At 57.3% G+C, this 20,561-nt stretch carries 12 protein-coding genes; 9 read left to right on the forward strand and 3 right to left on the reverse strand.

Annotated elements, in window-relative coordinates; translation table 11 throughout:
* The first annotated feature begins 125 nt into the window (after nucleotides 1-125).
* The 7 genes from PUV47_RS10065 (at nucleotide 126) to PUV47_RS10095 (ending at nucleotide 9,066) form a co-directional block, all read left to right on the forward strand.
* The gene (locus tag PUV47_RS10065; protein ID WP_274218428.1) at nucleotides 126-641 is read left to right on the forward strand and encodes a cupin; all 516 of its coding nucleotides are present in this window, start codon (nucleotides 126-128) and stop codon (nucleotides 639-641) included.
* 198 nt (nucleotides 642-839) lie between these two features.
* A complete protein-coding gene (locus tag PUV47_RS10070; protein ID WP_274218429.1) occupies nucleotides 840-1,325 on the forward strand; it encodes a YHS domain-containing (seleno)protein in 486 nt (161 codons plus the stop codon).
* A gap of 185 nt (nucleotides 1,326-1,510) precedes the next feature.
* Nucleotides 1,511-2,293 carry a 3-hydroxybutyrate dehydrogenase gene (locus PUV47_RS10075; protein ID WP_274218430.1) on the forward strand — a complete coding sequence of 261 codons (783 nt, stop codon included), beginning with the start codon at nucleotides 1,511-1,513 and terminating at the stop codon, nucleotides 2,291-2,293.
* A gap of 23 nt (nucleotides 2,294-2,316) precedes the next feature.
* On the forward strand, nucleotides 2,317-3,387 hold the full coding sequence (locus PUV47_RS10080) for a patatin-like phospholipase family protein (protein ID WP_274218431.1): 1,071 nt from the start codon (nucleotides 2,317-2,319) through the stop codon (nucleotides 3,385-3,387).
* 9 nt (nucleotides 3,388-3,396) lie between these two features.
* Nucleotides 3,397-4,629 (forward strand): MFS transporter, encoded by a 1,233-nt coding sequence (locus PUV47_RS10085; protein ID WP_274218432.1) that lies wholly within the window; start codon nucleotides 3,397-3,399, stop codon nucleotides 4,627-4,629.
* On the forward strand, nucleotides 4,626-6,845 hold the full coding sequence (locus PUV47_RS10090; RefSeq protein ID WP_274218433.1) for a mechanosensitive ion channel family protein: 2,220 nt from the start codon (nucleotides 4,626-4,628) through the stop codon (nucleotides 6,843-6,845). The genes PUV47_RS10085 and PUV47_RS10090 overlap by 4 nt, the downstream gene beginning before the upstream one ends.
* Nucleotides 6,846-7,176: 331 nt before the next feature.
* A complete protein-coding gene (locus PUV47_RS10095) occupies nucleotides 7,177-9,066 on the forward strand; it encodes a PhoX family protein (protein WP_274218434.1) in 1,890 nt (629 codons plus the stop codon).
* Between the two features lie 88 nt (nucleotides 9,067-9,154).
* Here PUV47_RS10095 and PUV47_RS10100 read toward each other — a convergent pair whose 3' ends face one another.
* Both PUV47_RS10100 and PUV47_RS10105 read right to left on the reverse strand, forming a co-directional pair.
* On the reverse strand, nucleotides 9,155-10,819 hold the full coding sequence (locus tag PUV47_RS10100) for a GNAT family N-acetyltransferase (protein WP_274218435.1): 1,665 nt from the start codon (nucleotides 10,817-10,819) through the stop codon (nucleotides 9,155-9,157).
* A gap of 233 nt (nucleotides 10,820-11,052) precedes the next feature.
* Nucleotides 11,053-11,769, reverse strand: coding sequence for a pirin family protein (locus PUV47_RS10105; RefSeq protein WP_274218436.1), 717 nt, complete (start codon nucleotides 11,767-11,769; stop codon nucleotides 11,053-11,055).
* Nucleotides 11,770-12,062: 293 nt separating this feature from the next.
* Here PUV47_RS10105 and PUV47_RS10110 point away from each other — a divergent pair, with 293 nt between their 5' ends.
* Both PUV47_RS10110 and PUV47_RS10115 read left to right on the forward strand, forming a co-directional pair.
* Nucleotides 12,063-13,301 (forward strand): exonuclease SbcCD subunit D, encoded by a 1,239-nt coding sequence (locus PUV47_RS10110; RefSeq protein ID WP_274218437.1) that lies wholly within the window; start codon nucleotides 12,063-12,065, stop codon nucleotides 13,299-13,301.
* On the forward strand, nucleotides 13,302-17,066 hold the full coding sequence (locus tag PUV47_RS10115) for an AAA family ATPase (RefSeq protein WP_274218438.1): 3,765 nt from the start codon (nucleotides 13,302-13,304) through the stop codon (nucleotides 17,064-17,066). It begins immediately after the preceding gene.
* Here the strand turns inward: PUV47_RS10115 and PUV47_RS10120 are convergent, their stop codons facing one another.
* On the reverse strand, nucleotides 17,067-20,354 hold the full coding sequence (locus PUV47_RS10120; RefSeq protein WP_274218439.1) for an EAL domain-containing protein: 3,288 nt from the start codon (nucleotides 20,352-20,354) through the stop codon (nucleotides 17,067-17,069). It lies immediately after the preceding gene.
* Between the last annotated feature and the right edge of the window lie 207 nt (nucleotides 20,355-20,561).

The following is a 20,561-nucleotide window of genomic DNA, read 5'->3' on the forward strand; positions in this document are numbered from 1 at the left end:
TCTCATAGACAGTGTGCATGAAACCTATAGATCCAAAGTACCTTATATTCTCCTTCCGCAAAGGTAATATGCTCTCAGCGGCCATGAAGCGCCGGGATAAATCACTGGACTAGTGGAGACATATAATGAGAAGCCCCGCCCTTGTTCTTGGAATTAGCCTCGGCTTTAGCGCCGCGTTTGCGACCACAACCGCCCATGCCGGGCAGTGTCCGCCCGAGCATGTTCTGACGGAGCCGCGCGATGTTGAACGGATTGGCACGAAGTGGCTGACACGCGAAATCATCGCCAATGTCAAACTGGCTGGCTGGCGCGACATGGGCGACTTCATGTTGCGTCAGCGGCGTCTCGAGCTTGCGCCCGGTGGCACGGTCCCAACGCACAGCCATGCTGACCGTCCGGCGATCGTGTTTCTGGCAAAGGGCACCGTGACCGAACACAACAGCTTTTGTGCCGTCCCCATCGTTCACCATGCAGGAACGCCTTCCGAGGAGTTCGGCGTCGGCTTCACCCATTGGTGGGAAAACACCGGGGATGAAACCGCAACCTTCATCTCCACCGATGTGGTGCCGTTTCCTGCCGACGGTGAGCCCTACTACGGCTGGGAGCGCGGGGTGAGCCCCGAAGAGCAGTACGGCCAGTGATGCAGCTCCCGATCCAAGTATGGCGCTTGCTTCCCGTAACGTAATTGTCAGGCGTCCGCGATCAATCAAGTCTGGTTGATTTTCCGAGCTGCACCTAAGGTCATGCGGTGCATTGCTCCGGTCGACTTGCCAGAGTTCAAAGTCCCAAACGTGTCGACCCACCCCATGGTGGCAACGAAAAACAAGAGGAAATGTACGATGAGGAAGTTCTTTATTGCTGCAGGTTTGTCTGCGGCCCTTCTGGCCGGTTATGTCGCGCTACCGGCATTTGCCTTCGATGAAAACTCCAGTGCGGCTGTGAACGTTGATGAGAGCGGCCTCGGCCTGCGCGGCTTCGACCCGGTTGGTTACTTTGAAGCAGGGAAGCCGACCAAGGGCTCTGCTGATGTGACTGCAGAGCATAACGGCGTGACCTATCACTTCGCCTCTACGGAAAACCGTGATCTGTTCACGGCCAATCCGGCGAAGTACGCCCCGCAGTATGGCGGGTTTTGCCAGATGGGCGCAGCGCTGGGCAAGAAACTGGACGGTGACCCCGCTGTGTGGCGCGTCGATGGCGACATGCTTTTTGTCTACGCCTACCCGGCGGCCAAAGAAGGGTTCGTGAAGGATATCCCGGGCAACACCCAAAAAGCCGATACAAACTGGCCGCAGATCAAAGACAAGGCTCCGAAGGACCTTTGATCTACTCCCTGATTTGCTGCGGAGTGAAACAACACAGGTCTCTCCGCGGCTTTTCCGCCATGAACGTTACGTGTTTCTCTTCGAGACAGATCGACGAGACGTTTTTCCCGCGCGCTTTTGAGCAGACGTAGCTTGGCGGCATTGAGGCCTGTTTTCCCAACAACACACTGAAAAAGGTTTCTCCCATGACCCTTTCTGGAAAAACCGTTCTCGTTACTGGATCCTCCAGCGGTATTGGCCTTGGCATTGCCGAGGGGCTTGCGAAAGCGGGCCTGAATGTGATGATGAACGGCATCGAGCCAGCCGAGGCCGTTGAGGCAGAACGTGCGCGTCTGGAAGCGCTCGGTTCCAAGGTACGGTATACCTCTGCAAACCTGATGGATCCTTCTGAGGTCCGCGGATTGGTGAAAGCAACAGAGGATGCTTTTGGCCGGGTTGATGTTCTGGTCAACAACGCCGGTATCCAGCATGTTGCCCCGATCGAAGAGTTTCCGGAAGACAAATGGGACGCGATCATCGCGCTCAATCTGTCGAGCAGCTTCCATGCCATGAAAGCGGTTGTTCCCGGCATGAAAGCCCAGGGATGGGGACGGGTGGTCAACATCGCGTCCGCCCATGGTCTTGTCGCATCGCCCTTCAAGTCTGCTTATGTGGCTGCAAAACACGGCGTCATTGGGTTGACCAAAACCGTTGCGCTGGAAACCGCCGAAGCGGGAATAACCGTCAATGCCATCTGTCCCGGCTACGTACTCACCCCTCTGGTTGAAAAGCAAATTCAAGACACAGCCAAGGCACGGGGCATTTCCGAGGAAGAGGTTAAACGGGACGTGCTGCTTGCGGCACAGCCAACCAAGCAGTTCGTTTCAGTAGAACAGCTGGCTGGCACAACGCTGTTCCTGTGCTCCGATGATGCCGCCTCCATTACCGGGTCTGCGATACCGGTTGAGGGCGGTTGGGTTGCGCATTGAACTTGCTGCGAAAGGAACAGGGAATGGCGCGACGCCCAACGATCGAAAAAACCGTTAATCTGGCTCTTCAGGGAGGCGGGGCGCATGGCGCCTTCACCTGGGGGGTATTGGACAAGCTGTTTGAGGATGACCGGATCTGGATCCAGTCGATTTCGGGAACTTCTGCCGGTGCAATGAACGCCGTTGTGGCAGCGCAAGGCATGTATAACAACGGTGCCATCGGTGCCCGCAAGGCGTTGAGAGCGTTTTGGAAGGACGTTAGCGATGCCGGTCGCATGAGCCCGTTGAAGCGGACGCCAATTGATCTGATCCTTGGTCAATGGAGCCTTGATTATTCCCCCGGCTATTTGATGATGGATCTTTTGAACCGGGTGGCATCGCCCTACGATACCAACTTGTTCAACTACAATCCGTTGCGAAAACTGGTCGAAAAGCATGTGGACTTTGGCCAGATTGGCGTCGAGGACGACTCGTTCACGTTGTTTATCTCTGCAACCGATGTGGAGACCGGACGGGTGCGCATCTTTCGCCGGTCGGAGTTGTCGGTCGACGTCATTCTGGCCTCCGCCTGCCTGCCCTTCATGTTTCAAGCGGTTGAAATTGACGGACGTCACTATTGGGACGGTGGCTACATGGGCAACCCGGTCCTGTCGCCCTTTGCCGATCACAGTCCTGTCGACGACATTGTCATTGTCCAGATCAACCCGATTGTGCGCGAGGGTATCCCGGTCACGGCCCGTGAAATCCTGAACCGCGTTAACGAGATCAGCTTCAACGCTTCGCTGCTGCGCGATTTGCGGGCGATTTACGAGAAGAACGTTCTGATCGACAGCGGCGAACTTGATGCTTCCCGCCATCGTCGCATGCGCGTGCACATGATTGAGGCACGCAAGCGCATGCGCCCGCTGGGCGCTTCCTCCAAACTCAATACGGAGTGGGCGTTTCTGGAGCATCTGTGCGACATCGGACGGGATGCGGCCGGTACATGGCTCACCAACAACTATGAGCATCTGGAAAAACGCGAAACGCTGAACCTTGGTGAGATGTTCGCCAATATTGGCAGCAAACCGGTTGGCGCTTGCCCAGAAATCTAGGAAACCCGCATGACCAGCAATCTTGGTACCGCAATTCTCATGGGGCCCACACCGGTTCTAGATGACGCGCCCTCTGAGAAACGTCATGAGGTCATGATGAGGGCGCTTGTGATCGCTCTCATTGCGTTTCTCACCTTGATTGACCTTTTTGGCTCACAGGCCTTGTTGCCGACTTTGGTCGCGCACTACCAGGTGTCGCCAGCCACCATGGGGTTCGCGGTCAATGCAAGCACGTTTGGCATGGCAATTGCCGGGCTGTGTGTGGCTCTGTTTTCAAACCGGATCGATCGCAAGCTTGGGATCTGGCTGAGCTTGATCCTGCTGGCCATACCGACCTTTCTGCTCGGGTTGACGGAAGATTTGACTACCTTTGCGCTTTTGAGGGTGGTTCAGGGGTTTTTCATGGCAGCTGCGTTCACGCTGACCCTGACGTATCTTTCGGAAATCTGCACAGTTACGGCGGCAAGCGGTGCCATGGCTGCCTACATCACCGGCAATGTGGCCTCCAATCTGTTCGGCCGCCTTCTTGCTGCCGGTGTTGCTGACAACATTGGCCTTGCCGAGAGCTTTTATGCCTTCGCAGCGTTGAACCTTGCGGGGGCAGGGTTGGCGATCTGGTACTTCGGTCTGCGAGATGGCTCCCGGCCTGAACAGCAGGCGGGCGGCATGTCGGTGTGGCAAGCTTGGGCCGACCATTTCGCGAACCCCAAACTTCGCGCCAGTTTTGCCATCGGCTTTATCATTCTGTTCGCGTTTGTGGGCACCTTCACCTATGTGAACTTCGTGCTGGCGGAAGATCCATTTGAGCTGCCCCAAGCTTACATTGGACTGATCTATTTCGTGTTTCTGCCGTCCATGCTGACCACGCCGATTGCAGGCGGCATTGCCAGAAAGTACGGCGCGCGCGCGGTCTTCTGGGCTTCCATTCTGGTGAGCATGGCGGGACTTTTGATGCTGTTGACGCCGTCTCTCGTGCTGGTGCTGGTTGGGCTTGCGCTCATTGGCGTTGGGCTGTTTTTCGGGCAGGCCGCTGCCACCGGCTATGTTGGACGCACGGCAACCCATAGCCACGCTGCCGCCAATGGCCTTTATCTTACCAGCTATTACGTGGGTGGATTGGCAGGTGCCTTCTTGCTCGGACAGCTGTTTGTTTTCGCGGGCTGGCTGGCGGTTGTGCTGTTTCTGCTAGCAGTTCTGGCGGCCGCGCTTGTTTTGGGGCGCGATCTGAAAGAGGCCACATGACCAAAATCCGAGCCTTCGCTTTCCTTGTCCTCTTTGTCCTTGCGCCGCTGAACTCCGTTTGGGGGGCAAAGGCTCAGTTCGTGGGAGCTGCGACGCCGGAAGCGGCGCAAGCCGTTGAACTGCCGACGACACTGTCACCAGAGGACGTGGACAGCTTGCTGGCGCGCTTAACCGATGCACAGATACGTGAGTTGTTGCGCAGCGAACTGGCGCGCCGGGCTCAGGAAACCAGTGAGGTTGGGCCAGAGGGGCCGGGCGCGCTGGACGCCGCGGCGGTCCGCCTCAATGCAATGTACGCCGAGATTGCGGAGCGCCTGCCGCGCTGGAGCGTGGCCATTGCCAACATAGAGGACAGGCTTCCGCAGGTGCGTGAACGTCTGGAGCTGGCCCAATATGGCGTCGCCGCCATGATTGGTGCGGCTCTTTTGCTGGTTGCCGTTGGCATCGGTGCAGCGATTGTTGTGAGCCGCGCGCTGGCTCCCGCTCGGGCTTTCTTGCACAGGCCGCCAGACTTGATCGGGTATTGGAGCCGTTTGGGGCGCACCGTGGCGCTTGGGGTACTGGAGCTGTTGCCGGTCGGCGCTTTTGTTCTTGCAACCAGAGCTGCGGGGGGATTCCTAGGCGACGCACTGGGTCCGCTGGAAGGTGTGGTCTGGATCTACCATGCTGGCGTTTCCACCGGGTGGGGCTTTTTGATCCTTGTTCGCCGCGTTTTCTCGCCGGATGTGCATGAGATCCGCATTGCACGGCTTTCTGATGATGATGCAACGTCACTCTATCATCTCTTGAAAACCGCAACCTACATTGCCGTTTCCGGCTGGCTTTTGGCCGGGTTCTTTCCAAACCTTGGGTTTGGCTTTCCTCCGGCACTTGTTACCGTGGCGCTGACGGGCACGGTTGTTGCTGTCCTTTTAGCCAAGGCCCTGTTTTCGAACAGAGTTTACATCGCGCAGCGGGTGCAGGAGTTGTTGTCTGGAAAAGTGGGGCCTCCCGGCGCCGTGGCCTATTCTGTGCCCGCCATTGCCGGGCTCTATCTCCTTGTCAGTTGGCTATACTGGCTTGCTCACTGGCTGGAACGCGGCCAGCATGAGTTGGCAGGTCCGATTGGCGGCTTGTTCGCTCTTCTGGCGCTACCGGTTGCGGATCGGGCTGGCATCGAAATGATCGGCGGTGCGGTGCGCAGCGACAGTGATACAGCTGACCGACTACGCCATGTCATGCTGGGGGCCTGGCGGTCGCTCATCACAGTGGTGGCGATTTACGTGATCGTGCGGCTGTGGGGGCTGGATCTATTGGTCTTTGCCAAGGGGCCGGGGGCACCGGTTTGGGCCTCTACGCTTTTCGACATCACCCTTACACTGCTGCTGGGCTATCTGGCTTGGCGGCTCATCCGGGCCGCACTTTATCGCGAAGAACAGGCCGGGGACGGCGGTGAAGATGGTGACCCCATGGCACCGGCGGCCTCGCGCTTGAGCACGTTGACGCCACTGTTTCGGAGCATTCTCCTCGTGATCCTGACGGTTGTCGTCACGATGATCATCTTGTCGTCCATTGGCGTCGACATCGGTCCGTTGCTGGCCTCCGCCGGGATTGTCGGTATTGCCATCGGCTTTGGTGCCCAAACCCTTGTGCGGGACGTGTTTTCGGGGATCGTTTTCCTGATTGATGATGCCTTCCGAATTGGTGAATACATCGAACTTGATCAAGGCGTGAGAGGGGCGGTTGAATGGATTTCCTTCCGCTCGCTGATCCTGCGCCATCACCGCGGGCCCGTCATCACCATTCCTTTTGGTGAGATGAAGATGGTTACCAATCACACTCGAGACTGGGTGATCTACAAGATGTCCTTCCGACTGGAGCCGGACACGGACCCGAAGGTGGTCAAGAAAATCGTCAAAGCCGTTGGGCAGGAGTTTCTTGAAGATCCCGAGCATGGGCCGAAGTTCATCGAACCTTTGAAAAGCCAAGGTGTTCTCAGCATCGACGATGACAGTGCGCTGATCATCCGGGTCAAGTTCAAGTGTTACCCCAAGACGCAGTTCGTGCTGCGGCGGGAAATTTATCATCGGCTCCGCGAGGTGTTCGCGGAAAGCGGCATCAAGTTCGCGCGCAAGAAGGTTGAAGTGATTGGGTCCTCCCCCATCGAGGCGGCGGCCGCTGAGGCCGTTCTGGCTGACCAGACTGCGGCCACAGCCAAGCAAGGGGATATCCGCTGATCCCTTGAGAAGCTTCCGGTGACGGTTGCCTGCCCGCTGGTTGGGCCGGCATATGGGTGGGGTGTCGGCAATCCTTGTCTACGGCCTTGGCGCTGTCTTCAACCATTCAGGGCAGATGCCCTTGCGCACGATCTGTGGGAAATCGATGCTCATTTTGCGCATGGTGTGCGCTTTACTCTGACCTTGCGTTAATTTTTGGTAGGAAAGGGCAAAGGTAACGTTTCCGTCATAATCGTGACATTGCTTATACGTAATTGCCTATAGGCAACCATGGCGCGCGTTACGCAGCGATATGGGGACCGATATTAAATCCAAAAACTGGGTGAGTGGCATGACTGAGCAGAACAGGAAGGACCTGTCCTTCGATGAGTTTGATGAGGTACACAACAACCGCAATGTGACGATTGAGTTTGACGACGTAGTCGATCGCGCTCTCTCACGCCGCGGCTTCCTTGGTGGTGCGCTGGCCATGAGCACCGCAAGCTTTATTCTGGGTGCAGGCGCTTTCGGTTCATCCAAAGCTCAGGCAGCTACCAACCGCTTTGGTTTCACGCCAGTTGAGGCAACCACTGCGGACACCATCACCCTTCCAGAAGGCTACAGCTGGCACCCAGTTGCCACCTGGGGCGAGCCAATGTTCTCCGACGTGCCAGAGTTCGACCACGTCACTCGTGGTACAGCCGCCACTCAGGCCCGTGCGTTCGGTGACAACAACGACGGTATGGCGCTGTTCTCCAAAGACGGACGTCACATTCTGGCGGTGAACAACGAATACACCAACCGCGACATTCTTTGGGAAGGTGGCGTACCTGCCGATGCAGATGCCATTCTGAAGGGCAAGAACGCCCACGGTATCTCTGTTGTCGAGATCGCTCAGAACGACGGCAAGTGGTCCATCGTCAAGGACTCCGAGTTCAACTTCCGCATCACGCCAGACACGGAAATGGAGATCACCGGTCCTGCACGCGGCCATGATCTATTGAAAACCGCTGCTGATCAGACCGGCACCAAGTCTCTTGGCACATGGAACAACTGTGGTAACGGCCGCACTCCATGGGGCACCTACCTGACCTGTGAAGAGAACTTCAACGGTTACTTCTCTTCTTCCGACAAGGAACTTGAGCTGGATCCGGCGCTGAAGCGCTACGGCATCAACCATGATGACTGGGGCTATGGCTGGGCGCAGATCGACGAGCGCTTTGACGTTGCAAAGCATCCGAATGAGCCAAACCGCGCGGGCTACGTTGTCGAAATCGATCCAATGGATCCAACGGCAACACCGAAGAAGCGTTCTGCTCTTGGCCGCTTCAAGCACGAAAACGCTGAGCTGGTTGTTGCAGACAATGGCCACGTGGTTGTCTACCTTGGCGATGACGAGCGCGGCGAGTTCCTATATCGCTTCGTTTCTGAAGGCAAATACGATCCAAACGGTGACAATTCCAACCTTCTGGAAAACGGCAAGCTCTATGTTGCCAAGTTCCATGATGACCTTTCCGGCGAGTGGCTGGAGCTGACCCCAGAGACAACCGGCATGGCGTCTCAGGCGGAAATTTCCATTCACACCCGTCAGGCTGCTTCTGCTGTTGGCGCAACGACCATGGACCGTCCTGAGTGGGTTGCATCCAACCCGAACAAGGCTGAAGTCTACTGCTGTCTGACCAACAACAAGAACCGTGGCGTGAAGCCAAACGCTGGTGGTGACCCAACCCCAGTCAACGGCCCGAACCCACGCGAAGCCAACAAGTACGGTCAGATCGTGCGCTGGGCTCCAGAAGGCGGCGACCACACTGCGACCGGCTTTGGGTGGAACCTGTTCGTTCTGGCTGGTAACCCGACCGTTCACGAGGGGCCAAAGGCTGGTTCTGCAAACGTGAATGCTGGCAACATCTTCAACTCACCAGACGGTCTGTCCTTCGACAGCCGCGGATTCCTCTGGATCCAGACCGACGGTTCCTACTCCAACGCGGACGATTTCGCGGGCATGGGCAACAACCAGATGCTGGTTGGCGACACCGAAACCGGTGACATCTTCCGCTTCATGGTTGGTCCAAAGGAGTGTGAAGTTACCGGCGCGACCTGGTCTGAAGACAAGAAGACCATGTTTGTGGGCATTCAGCACCCGGGCGAAAAGGGCGACAGTGTCTTCCCTGGTGGCGAAGGTACACTGCCACGCTCTTGCGTGATTGCAATCACCAAGGACGACGGCGGCCTGATGGGCTAAGCTGCTTTCCTGATTTGGAAAACGGAAATGGGGAGCGTTGGCTCCCCATTTTTGTTGGTCCCCTGATTGGTTTAAAGGCGGCTTTCAGTCAGTTGATGCGGTTGTGGCTGCGGGTGATGTTTAGCGGCAGCTTGGGACGCAAGCGTGTTCCCAGAGACAAATCCAGACTGCTCGCTTTTGGCGTGGCCGCGCCGAACAGCTCCAAAGGGCGCAGTCTGCGCAAAGCTGCAGTGGCCCGATTGACCAGCCGTTGCTCTGTTGGTGTTTTCGGCAGAACCGCGAGAACTGCCTTGTAGGCCTCCGCTGCTTCATCGCGCAGGCGCAGGGCCACGAGCGTGTCGGCCAGATGAGAGCGGATAGCAATGTTGTTCGGGTCCAGCTCCAATGCTTGCCGGAACGCAACTTCCGCCTCGATGAAATCTTGAAGCGCCAGATGAGACTGACCGAGGCGGGTCCATCCTCTGGGGTTGTCTGGAGCGCAGTGGGTCATGCGCGTGAACACCTTGGCGGCTTCTTCGTAGTTGTTCTCCAGTACGAGAAGCTGGCCGAGCATGTAAAGGGCACTCGATACCTCCGGCTGGGTTTCCAGCACTTGCTCCAGCCCGGCGCGCGCGCGCGTGAGGTTTTTGGCCTTGAAGTCTTCGGTGGCCTTTTTCAAAACGCCTGAGACCGAGCGAGGGTCCAGCTTTCCAGAAAAGTTCTTGCTGTTGGGCGTGTTGAACTGACGGCAGATGAGCAAGCGGTCTTTGGCCCCATAGGAGTACTTGTAGGCCTCGTTGCCGCGCAGGAAATCATAGGTTTTGAGGCCCTTGCTGATGGCCCACTCAATGGACGCGCCATGGAGGATGAGGCCGGGAGGCGGTCCGCTCCATGTCTCGTCGCGGCCTGCAAGATAAAACAGAAGCGATTTGCGGACAGGGTCGATGAAGCTGGCCAACCCGCCAACGGGACGGTCCTGGTGCCAGAGCATTGGCATGAAGAGCTGGCGATATCGGAAGGCAAGAGTGAGCATGTGTCGGTGGTTGCGGACCAATATGTCGACGTTGCGCCCCTTGCGCTCCGCCCATTTGTCCCGCCAAAAACCCATGAGAACGTCGAGATGCTGGTTGAAGGTCTCTTCCGTGGGGATGGTAAACGAGAGGTCCGGATCGTCTTTTGCCTTGCGCATGAAGCGGCGCAATTTCTGCCGGGATTTGCTGCTCATGCATTGGGACAGATAGTCCTCGAAGGTGTCAGGAAGTTCCGTCACAGGGCAGACCAGATTGTTGATGTTGTCGCGGGTGTTGGTTCGGCTAAGGTCAGTAGGATACACCTTTCGCTTCATGATCGGCGCTGTGAGTTGGGCCACCCGCTCTGGCGAACAGGCGAGGTTCTCCAGCTGAAGGCGAGCCCAGTCCATGTTGGCAAGCTTTTGGCCCATAGCGGGGAGGGCCTCATTGTCATGAGCCGGATCGCAGATGAAGCCGGTATAGTCCGCTGCAAAGTTCCCCGCCATGCAGATGTCGTTGTAATAGGCGTTGTTGGCCTTGTTGTAGCGGGTGCGGATGCGCATGGGAAAGAGCGCGACATAGGCAGAAGACGCAGTGGGCCGGGCACCCAGAATGAAGATGTTGCTGCCGGACTTCAGGTGCAGCATGTGCACCCATTGCCAACTCAAGAAGTATTGGGCCTCTATGTCCTTGCTGTAGATCTCGTTCCAGTTTTCTCTCAGGGACTTGAAGGCGTCGAGCCCTTCAATCACATCTACCTGCATCCCACTATCCTATTTTTGTTTTTATTAGTGGCGCCCTGTCAGTTTTAGTTAGGACTTGATTAAACTTATTCTCTACTTTTTACGTTGCGTCAACCCGCTCCATGCGCCCTATGGTTAACGTCGCCCGGCTTTGCCTTGGGGACATCGGAGTGCTTCAAACAGCCTACGGACAAAAAGAAACCCCGCACCGAAGTGCGAGGTTCAAGGGTCGTCAGGGGGGAGAACCCTATTAATTACTGAGGGATGAATTCGAAGAGAATAACTTCGGCATCCTCGCCGTTTGTCAGCTTCACTTCACCTGCGCCATAGATCTGGGCAGCGTCGCCGCCGGTGTAGCTTTCGCCGTTGATCGTGACTGTGCCGCGTACCACATGGATGTAGGCGGAACGGTTGTTCTTGAGCTCATGGCTTACCTGCTGCTCACCGCTCAGCTCTGCGGCGTAAACATCCGTGTGAGAGTTCGCCAGCAGGGACCCTTCACGCCCATCATGGGACAGGAACAGCTTCAGCTTGCCATCACGGTCCCCGGGCGCAAAATCGAAGGTGTCATAGCGCGGCTTGGTGTTTTCCTTGGCAGGCACAAGCCAGATCTGGAGGAACTTGACCGGGTCCTTGTCAGAGGCGTTGAACTCGGAGTGATAGACACCGGTTCCTGCGCTCATGTACTGAACACCGCCACCGTGCACCACGCTGCCATTGCCAATGGAATCCTTGTGTTCCAGGCCACCGGACTGGACATATGAAAAGATTTCGAAGTTCTGGTGCGGGTGGGTTGGGAAGCCCCCGCGAGGGGCAACGTAGTCATCGTTGATGACCCGCAGGTTTTCAAACTGAATGTTGTTCGGATCGAAGTAGCTGCCAAAGCTGAAGCTGTGCGCAGACTTCAGCCAGCCCATGTCTACATAGCCGCGGCTGGAAGCAGGCTTCTTTGTGATTGTCAGAGTATTCATGGCTTTACCTCCTGTGGAGTGGCTCAATTCGTTTTCTGACAGCAAATGTAACTGTTATTCCTGAGGGAACAAGTTGGCCTGAATTGATCATACTGTTCGCAATTATTGAACGATCTTGGTGGGGTGCGGCGCCGGCGTGGCGGTGCAGCTTTGGCGTTTAGAGAAAGCGTGCGCTGCAAGTCCTTGTTGGTAACCCTGTGAAACCTTTGGATAGCTGGCTTGGCATTAAGACAGTACACCGCCTCGCTCTTTAGGCTGGCACTGTTGAGTATCGAGTCGGACACACATCATCCATGACACTAAGAGTGCTTCACACGGCAGACTGGCATATCGGCCAAACGCTGAACGGCTGGTCGCGTACCTTTGAGCATCAAGCGTTTTTCAAGCAGCTTACAGAGCTGGTGAAGGCGCATGATGTGGATGCACTGGTGATGGCCGGGGATGTGTTCGACAATCAGAACCCTTCGGCAGATGCAACACGCCTATTCTATGAGGCGCTGGCGGAGCTGCGGGAGGTGAACCCGCAGTTCATTTCCGTGATTACTGCTGGCAATCATGACCCCGCAGGGCGCATTGAGGCCCCCGGTGTGCTGTTTGAGCGGATCGGGGTTCATGCGCTCGGCATGGTGCACCGGCACGATGAAGCGCTTGATGTGGACCGGCATTTGGTCCCGCTTACCGGAAAGGACGGGCGGGTTGAGGCCTATGTGCTGGCCATTCCGTTTCCACGCGCTTCTGATTTACCTCGGGTTTCTGAGGAGGGGGAAACGGAAGGCTCTGTGGTCGTGCGGGCTGTACGAGCGCTGTATGAGGATGCGGTTGCAAGGGCGCGGGAACGGATTGCTGATGCGCCCCTTATTGTAACGGGCCACCTTCATGTATGGGGAGCGGAAGAGTCGGAAGGCGCGGAAAGGCGCATTCTGGTGGGCGGCGAGCACGCAATCCCCCATAGTGTGTTTGACGAGAGCCTTGCCTACGTGGCGCTGGGCCACCTGCACAAGCCTCAAAAGGTGGGGCGTGAGACGATCCGCTATTCCGGGTCGCCATTCCCGATGTCGGTTACCGAGCAGGCCTACCAGCACGGTGTTGTGCTGCTTGAGGTCGACGGCGACAAGGTGACGTGGGAGCGCTTGCCCTTGGAGCGGCCGGTGCCGTTTTACCGCCTTGGCAAGGGTGAGTGCCTGCAGCTGGACGAAGTTCCCGGGGCTCTGGACGCGCTCGGGTTGGATGAAGACTTGCCGATTGACCAGCGCCCGTTCGTGCATGTTGACCTTAAGCCACAGGTGTCTGGTGCAGGTTTGCGGGCCGAGCTGGACCGCTTGCTGAAAGGCTATCCGGTGCGGGCGGCCGGGCTTTCTGTTGTCAGAAAGGACCGATCTGCCCCTGAAATAACCGAGGCGGAAGCTTTGGTGCGGCTCCACGAGCTGGAGCCGGTTGACCTGTTCAAGACAGCTTTCGAGGCGGCGCATGGTGTTGCGCCAGAGGCCTCACATTTGGAATTGTTTCACCGCGCTGCGGCGGAGATTGAGTAAATGCGTATCCTATCCATTCGCGGTGAGGGGCTTGCGAGCCTTGCTGCGCCCTTTGAAATTGATCTGGAGGCCGAGCCGCTGCGCGGTGCGGGCCTGTTTGCGATCACCGGTGAAACCGGGGCGGGCAAATCCACCATCCTTGATGCCATGTGTCTGGCGCTGTTTGGCAAATGCCCGCGTTTGACCAGTGATGGCAGTGACGAGAGCGTGCCGGATGTGTCGGGTGACACGTTCCGGGAAAAAGATCCCAAATCCGTTTTGACCCGTGGTGCGATCAACGGCCATGCAGAAGTGGATTTCGTTGGCGTTGACGGAGAGACCTACCGCTCACGGTGGATGGTTCGCCGGGCACGCGGCAAGGCCTCTGGCCGGCTGCAGAACGTGGACCGCAGTTTTTTACGCGTGCGCGATGCAAAGACCATGGAAAGCGGCATTAAGAACGTGGATGCCGCCGTGGAGGCTCATCTGGGCCTGAACTATGATCAGTTCCGCCGCACGGTGCTGCTGGCGCAGGGCGACTTTGATGCCTTCTTGCGCGCCAATGACCGGGAGCGGGCAGCGCTTCTGGAGAAGATCACCGGCACCACCATTTATCGGCAGATTTCGGAGAAGGTGCATCAAAAGCACAGCGAGGCCCAAGACGCGGTGCGCGAGCTGGAGGTTCAGGCTGGTACCATTGGCCTGCTGGATGAGGACGATCGAAAGGGGCTGGAAGCGGAAAAGGCGCAGCACGACACCGACCTTGCCGCCCTGCAGGCGGAACTTGCCAAAACAGAGGCTGTGCTTGGCCACTTGACCCGCGTTGAAACCGCTCGTCAGCAGCTTTCCAATGCGCAGGATGCATTCTTGAAGCATCAGGAGGCCTATGCCCAAGCAGCGGATCGTCGGTCGCTCAGGGATCAGTTGGCGCGTATCGGCCGGGTTGAACCTTCTGCTGCCAATGTGGAGAGGGCGCAGGAAGCGCAAGCCAAAGTAACGCAGGATCTGGAGAAAGCTCTTCAGGAACTGAGCGCGAAAGAGGGCGAGGTGGCGACGGCGGTGGCTGCAGAGACCGAAACCGCGGATCAGTTTGCCCAGCTTGAAAAGGAGTTGGAAGCACTCAACCCGCAATGGGTTAAGGCCTATCAACTTGATGAAAAAATCGAGCAGTCGCAGCAAAACGTGACCCAGATGGCTGGCGAGCTTTCGAAGGCGCAGCAACAGTTTGCCGAGGTGCAAAAGGAGCTGGAACGCGCGCAAAAGCAGCGTGAAGAAAAGGCCGCGCTGAAGGCCAAGCTCCAAGAGCAGCTTGCGCGATTGCAGCCGATTGCACCGGTTGCTGCCAACCCTGAGCCCGTGCTGGGGGACTTGGCGCAGTATGGTGAACTCAAACACAAACTGGCGGAACGCACGACACGGGCCGAGAGGGCGCAGGAGAAGCAGCGGGAACTGGCTGCGATTGAAGCGTCGCTTAGTGAAGAACTCACCAAGCTTGGAACGGAGTTGGAGGCGGCGGAAACCAATGCTGCCGAGCTGCGGAAAACAACCAGTGGGTTTGATCCGGCTGCCAATGCAAAGGCACGGGAGGCCTTTCAGGAAGTGGCACGGGCAGTGAAGCGCCTTGGTGATGAACAGGATGCCGTTACCCGTGTCTCGCGCCAAGTGCATGCCGATGAAACACAAATCACGCAACTTGAGGCGCAGGTCAAAGCCTTGACCGCCAAGCGCGAGGCGGAAGGCGTGCGCCTTGAAGAGCGCAAGAGGCAAGCAGAACAGGCCAAGCAGGCTGCGGCTTTGGCCGACCTTGCCCAAGATCAACATGCGGCCCGGCTGAGGGCTGAACTTGCGGCAGATGAAGCGTGTCCTGTGTGCGGCAGTACGGAGCACCCGTTTGCAGACCATGAGGATGGCGACCTTACAGCGCTCTTTAAGGAACTGACCGAGCAACGCGCGGCGACACAGCAGAAGCTGCAGGAAAGCCAGCAAACGCTTGAGACGCTTCGCGGCGATGAACATCGTTCCACGGTTGAGCTGAGGGTGCAGCGGGAAGCGCTCACCACGCGTCTAGAAGAGCGCCGCCGCACGGAGACAGCGCTTGAAACCTCTTGGCAAACTCTTGAAAAAGCAGCGCAAGACGCTTTTGCCGACCGGGAGGACAAGCCGGACTTGGGCCCAACAGCGCAAGAGACCGATCTGAAGGCGCTTGAAAGCAAGGTGGGCACTTGCCTGGGGGAGCTTGAGGCGTCTTCCAGCCATTACTATGCGCAGATGCGCAAGTTGGAAGACGCGAATACTAAGGTCTTGTCCCTTCGCCGTACCCGCGAGCAAAAAAGGGAAGAACATGGGGCAAAAGCGAAGGCGCTTGCTGAGCTCAATTCGGCTGCTGCGGTTGATGAGACGGAAAAGCAAGGCTTGGCAGGCCAGCTTGAGGCGCTTCGTGGGCGTTTGCTCACCGCGCTCTTGCCCTTCAACCTGACAGAAGAAGCGCTTGAAGCGGACGTTTCGGCTGTGGCGCGTGAGGTTGAGCTGAAGTGCCGTCATTTCCGCGATGCCAGTGCCAAGGAAAAGCAGGTGGAGGGCGAGCTGCAGGAACTTGTCGCAAGCCTGAGCCGTTCGGAGGAACGTGAGGCGAGCCTTCAAGCCACTGTAACGGCACTGCAAGACAAACACAGCGCGTTGACCCAGTCGCTCGAAACCTTGCGGGCGGACCGCCTGCAAATTCTGGGGGGCGTGCCGACGGAGCAGCACGAGAAAACGTTTCGGGCCAAACATCAGGCGGCCCGCGATGCAGCTGGCGCGCGCAAGGATGAGCGGTTGAGCTTGGTGCAAGAGCAGGTGGCGCTTCAGTCTACGGTGACTGGATATCGCAGGCAGCAGGTTCAACAGGCTGAGGTGGTGGAAGCCGCAGAAGCAGCATTTGCCGCAGCGCTCGTCGAGCACGAAGTTGAAGCCGATCAATTCGCTCTGCTGCGCGTTAGAGCGCGGGAGGAGCTGGCCGGACTGGAGGACGAACTGCGCGCTCTTGATGAAGCGCTGAAGACGGCGCGTGAGACCGTGTCCTTGCGGGAAAAAGATCTGGCGGCGACCGAGCCGGAAAAGGCCGAAGGGGTGGAACGTCCTGCCCTTGAAGCTGCTGTTGCTGAGCAACGTGAGAATTCGCAGAAGCTGAGCGAGAGCATCGGCATGCTGCGCCAGAAACTGGAAGATGATGACAAGGCGCGCGCCAAAGCCGCGCACATGCAGAAAGCCATTGAAGAGGCGCGCAACCATGCCGACCAGTGGGGCGCTGTTTCAACGGCCATTGGCTCAGCCAATGGCGACAAGTTCCAGCGCATTGCGCAGGGTGTGACCCTTGGCTTGTTGGTGGAACTGGCGAACAAGCAACTCAAGCAGCTCAAGCCGCGCTATCGTCTGGCCCGCGCAGACAAGGGGCTCGGCCTTTTGGTTCTGGATCTGGACATGGGCGATGCGCCGCGCTCAACACGCTCCTTGAGTGGCGGTGAGCGTTTCCTTGTATCGCTTAGTCTGGCGCTGGCGCTTTCCTCCCTTGAAGGGCGTCAATCCTTCGTGGATACGCTCTTCATTGATGAGGGCTTTGGCTCCTTGGATGGCGAGACGCTGGATGTTGCTATTGATGCGCTGGAAATGCTGCAGGGGCAGGGCCGCAAGGTGGGCGTTATCAGCCACGTTGAGGCGATGAAGGACCGTATTCCGGTTCAAGTGCAGGTTCAGCGGCAAGGTGGGGGACGCAGCCGCGTGGCTGTGGTGGCACCTTCGGGCTGGTGATCAACCCGTGGAGGCGAGTTTCTTGCCTTCTTTGCCTCTGTTGTTTGCCTCAGGGCGGTTTTCTTCAAGTCGCTTTGAAACTTCATTGAGCACAACAATGTACTCGTTGAGCTGGCCGCCATCCCGTTCGTGGATGCCTGCCAGCAGATCTTCAGGCGAAAGCGGTGCTGGTCGGCCAATGAGATAGCCCTGAACTTCGTCGCAGGCTTCATTACGTAGCAGCTCCAGCTCGGGCTCTGTCTCAACACCTTCAGCAATGACTTCCATGCCAAGGGCCTGACCCAAGTCGATAACCGCGCGGATGATTGCTGCAAGACCTGGTGTCGCGGTTGCGCCGCTAACAAAGCTGCGGTCGATCTTCAAGCGGTCAAACGGGAAGCGGCGCAGGTAACTCAAAGAAGAATAGCCCGTGCCGAAATCATCAAGGGCAATGCGAACACCGCGCGCCTTCAACGTCTTGAGGGTTTCCAGAGCGCGTCGATCATCATGCAGCAGCACGCTTTCGGTCACCTCAAGCTCAAGCCGTTGAGGGGCAAGGCCACTTTTTTTCAACGATTGTTCAACATGTTGCAGCAGGTATTCGTCTGCAAACTGAACGGCACTGAGATTAACGCCGACGCGGTATTTCGAAGGCCAGCTGGCCGCGTTGCGGCACGCTTCTTCCAGCACCCAGCGGCCGATTGGAATGATCAAGCCGCTTTCCTCTGCCACCGGTATAAAATCCGTCGGGCTCACAAAGCCTTTTGTTGGGTGGTTCCAGCGCAGCAACGCCTCATAGCCCACGATGCTGCGGTCACTGGCCCGCGCCTGCGGCTGGAAGAAGAGCTGAAACTCTTGGTTGCGGATTGCCTTGCGCATGTCCACTTCCAGCACCCGACGTATGCGGAGGGCGGATTCCATCTCGGATTCGAAAAAGCGGAAGGTGTTGCGCCCCTCTTCCTTTGCCTTGTAGAGCGCAATATCGGCATTTGCGAGCAGCATGTCCGGGTCCAGCCCGTTGTCGGGAGAAAGGGCGATGCCAATGCTGGCGCTGGTACGGATCGTGATGTCTTCGGTGACAGAAACCGGCTTTGAGAGCATTTCGAGAATGCGATTGGCGAGGAGGCCGACCTCTGCCTTCGTCTTCAGATTGACCTGGATAATGGCGAACTCATCGCCGCCAAGGCGGGCGCAAGTATCTGCATGACCGATGCAGGCGTTCAGGCGCTTGGACACGGTCTGGATGAACTTGTCACCGGTGGGGTGGCCGTACAGATCGTTGATTTCCTTGAAGCGGTCGAGGTCGATCATCATGATGGCCACAAGGCCTGTTTTCGCTCCGCGGTTCTCTACTGCCGTTTGGAACCGTTCGCGGAACAGGGTCCGGTTTGGCAGGCCGGTGAGGATGTCATGCTGGGCAAGATGCAAGATCTCCGCTTCGGCCTTTTTCTGCTGGCGTATATCGCGAATTGCCGAAAGGCGGAAGACAATACCATTCAGCTCCAGCGGGCGGGCGCGAATTTCAACCGGGATGCGCTCCTCAAGCTTGCTGATGATCATCGTCTGGTAAGGTGCCTGATGGGTGTTTTTCAGGGCACGTTCCGTGATCTTGATGTGGTCTGGTGCAATGAAGTTCAGGATCGGTTTGCTGATCAGCTCGTCTTCGGAGCGGCCAATCAGCTCTTGAAACGCCTTGTTGCACTCAATGATGCGGCCATTCTTGGAGATGACCAAACCTTCGAAGGTACCGTCTGCGAAGACCTTGAGTTTTTGAAAGTCCGCGCTTTCTGTATCCTTGGAGCTTGAAAAGGCCCGGCGATCTTCCGCCGTTTGGAACCTTTCAACGAGTTCGTTAACCTGGCTGGTAATTCTTGCGTGAATGTCTCCGTGAGGGATTTCAAGTTGGCGGACATTGTCCATGTCACCATGAAGGACTTCCTCAAGTGTCTGCTCAATGATCGCCAGTTCGCCCCGGTTGTCTTCTTCGGCTGAACCGTCGTCTTTCTGTAGCCCGAGTTTCACCATGCCGAAGCGATCAAGCGTGGTGAAGAGAATAAACCCTGTGCCAAGCACCCAGGCTGCGTTGGTGAGGACGCCCAAGATCTGAGCGCCCAGCTGGGCATCACGTGTTACAGCTTCGAGGGTGAAGGACGGGATGATGACGGAGATTGCGACCGAGCCCAATGCAGCAACACCGGCGTAAGCCATGTGGCTTGCTGCTAAACGATTGAAGCCATACACCTTGTTGGCGTAGTAGAATATGAGGAAGAAGCAGGCTGCGCCCAGTATGCCCGTCAGCGTTGCGGCGGCGGAGGTGATCAATTCCGGAGCGGCTGACGAGAACGTGAGACCGCCCATGATGCCGAGCAGGATATTGGCAAGAAACGGCAGGTCGCGGCGAAACCGGCCCAACAGCGCGCCTGTCAGGGCGCCAAACAGGGCCGCGTTCAGCGTGTTGTAGACGATCATGGGCACCAGGCCCGAGAACAATTTCACTGACCCGATGTTTAGGCCAGCCCAGCCTATGATGATCAAGAGGATGCCGGCTAGAATGGGTACTGCGTTACGCTCCCAATCCACTTCAAAACCATAGGCTCGCGCAGGGCCGATCTTGGCGCGGCCCGTTGCGATTTGTGCGGCCAAAGCAAACAGCGGTGCGGTCATATGGATGACCGTGATGCCGGAATGGTCGATGAAGCCGATGGAAGACAATGCCCCCTGGCCCAAGCTTGTTGCGGGAATGCCCCACACCCAGTGAGCGTAGACCGGATAAACAATGATCGCGAGCACTGCGGCGGTTATCAAGTGCCCCTTGAAGGTGAGCATGCGTGCAAGCGGTATGTAGGTAAACAGAACCACAATGCCGCAAAGGACAGTCTGAAATGCTTGGGCTGCCAGAGCACGATCAGAAATGCTGTGCATGAACATCAGGGATGGGTCAAACCCAAACCAGCCAGACTTGGTTGGGCCGAACGCGATCATGAAGCCAATGGTGGTAAAACAGGCAACCCCAACGGCGAATACTGCAATGGCGCGTGTGATTACAACATTCAAGTCTCGGCCTGCGCTGGAGGCACCAAAAATGAAGAAGAAACCGAGCGGGGTCATAAAGGCCATGGCTGCGGTTGCCATGGGCCAGAGCTGCTCGAGGCTAGCGAGTGTGCTGAAGGCGGGGGCAACAACGCCAGCATATTCTGAGGCAGAGGGAAAGGTGCTCGCGAGCTCAAACATGGGGTGGGACAGTGCCCCGACAGTCGTCGCCAAACTGCCCACGATAAACGTTAGGCAAGTTTGAATGAGTGCCCGCATTTCAAACCCCCGAAGCGAAACATCTGGTTTCGGCGCAGTAATTATTATTTGCCACTTATATTACAGTGGTAGATAGTACACAGTCTCTTTAAATTTCTTTACTTTTTTATCTGTGACAGTTTTTTGTCGGTGCGATTTTCAGGCGGTTTCCCTACAGGAAAAGCAAAGGGAAACGCCAAGTGTGCTTAATGAACTGATAAAATGCAA

The organism is Pseudovibrio exalbescens (assembly GCF_028737195.1).
Classification (GTDB): domain Bacteria; phylum Pseudomonadota; class Alphaproteobacteria; order Rhizobiales; family Stappiaceae; genus Pseudovibrio; species Pseudovibrio zosterae.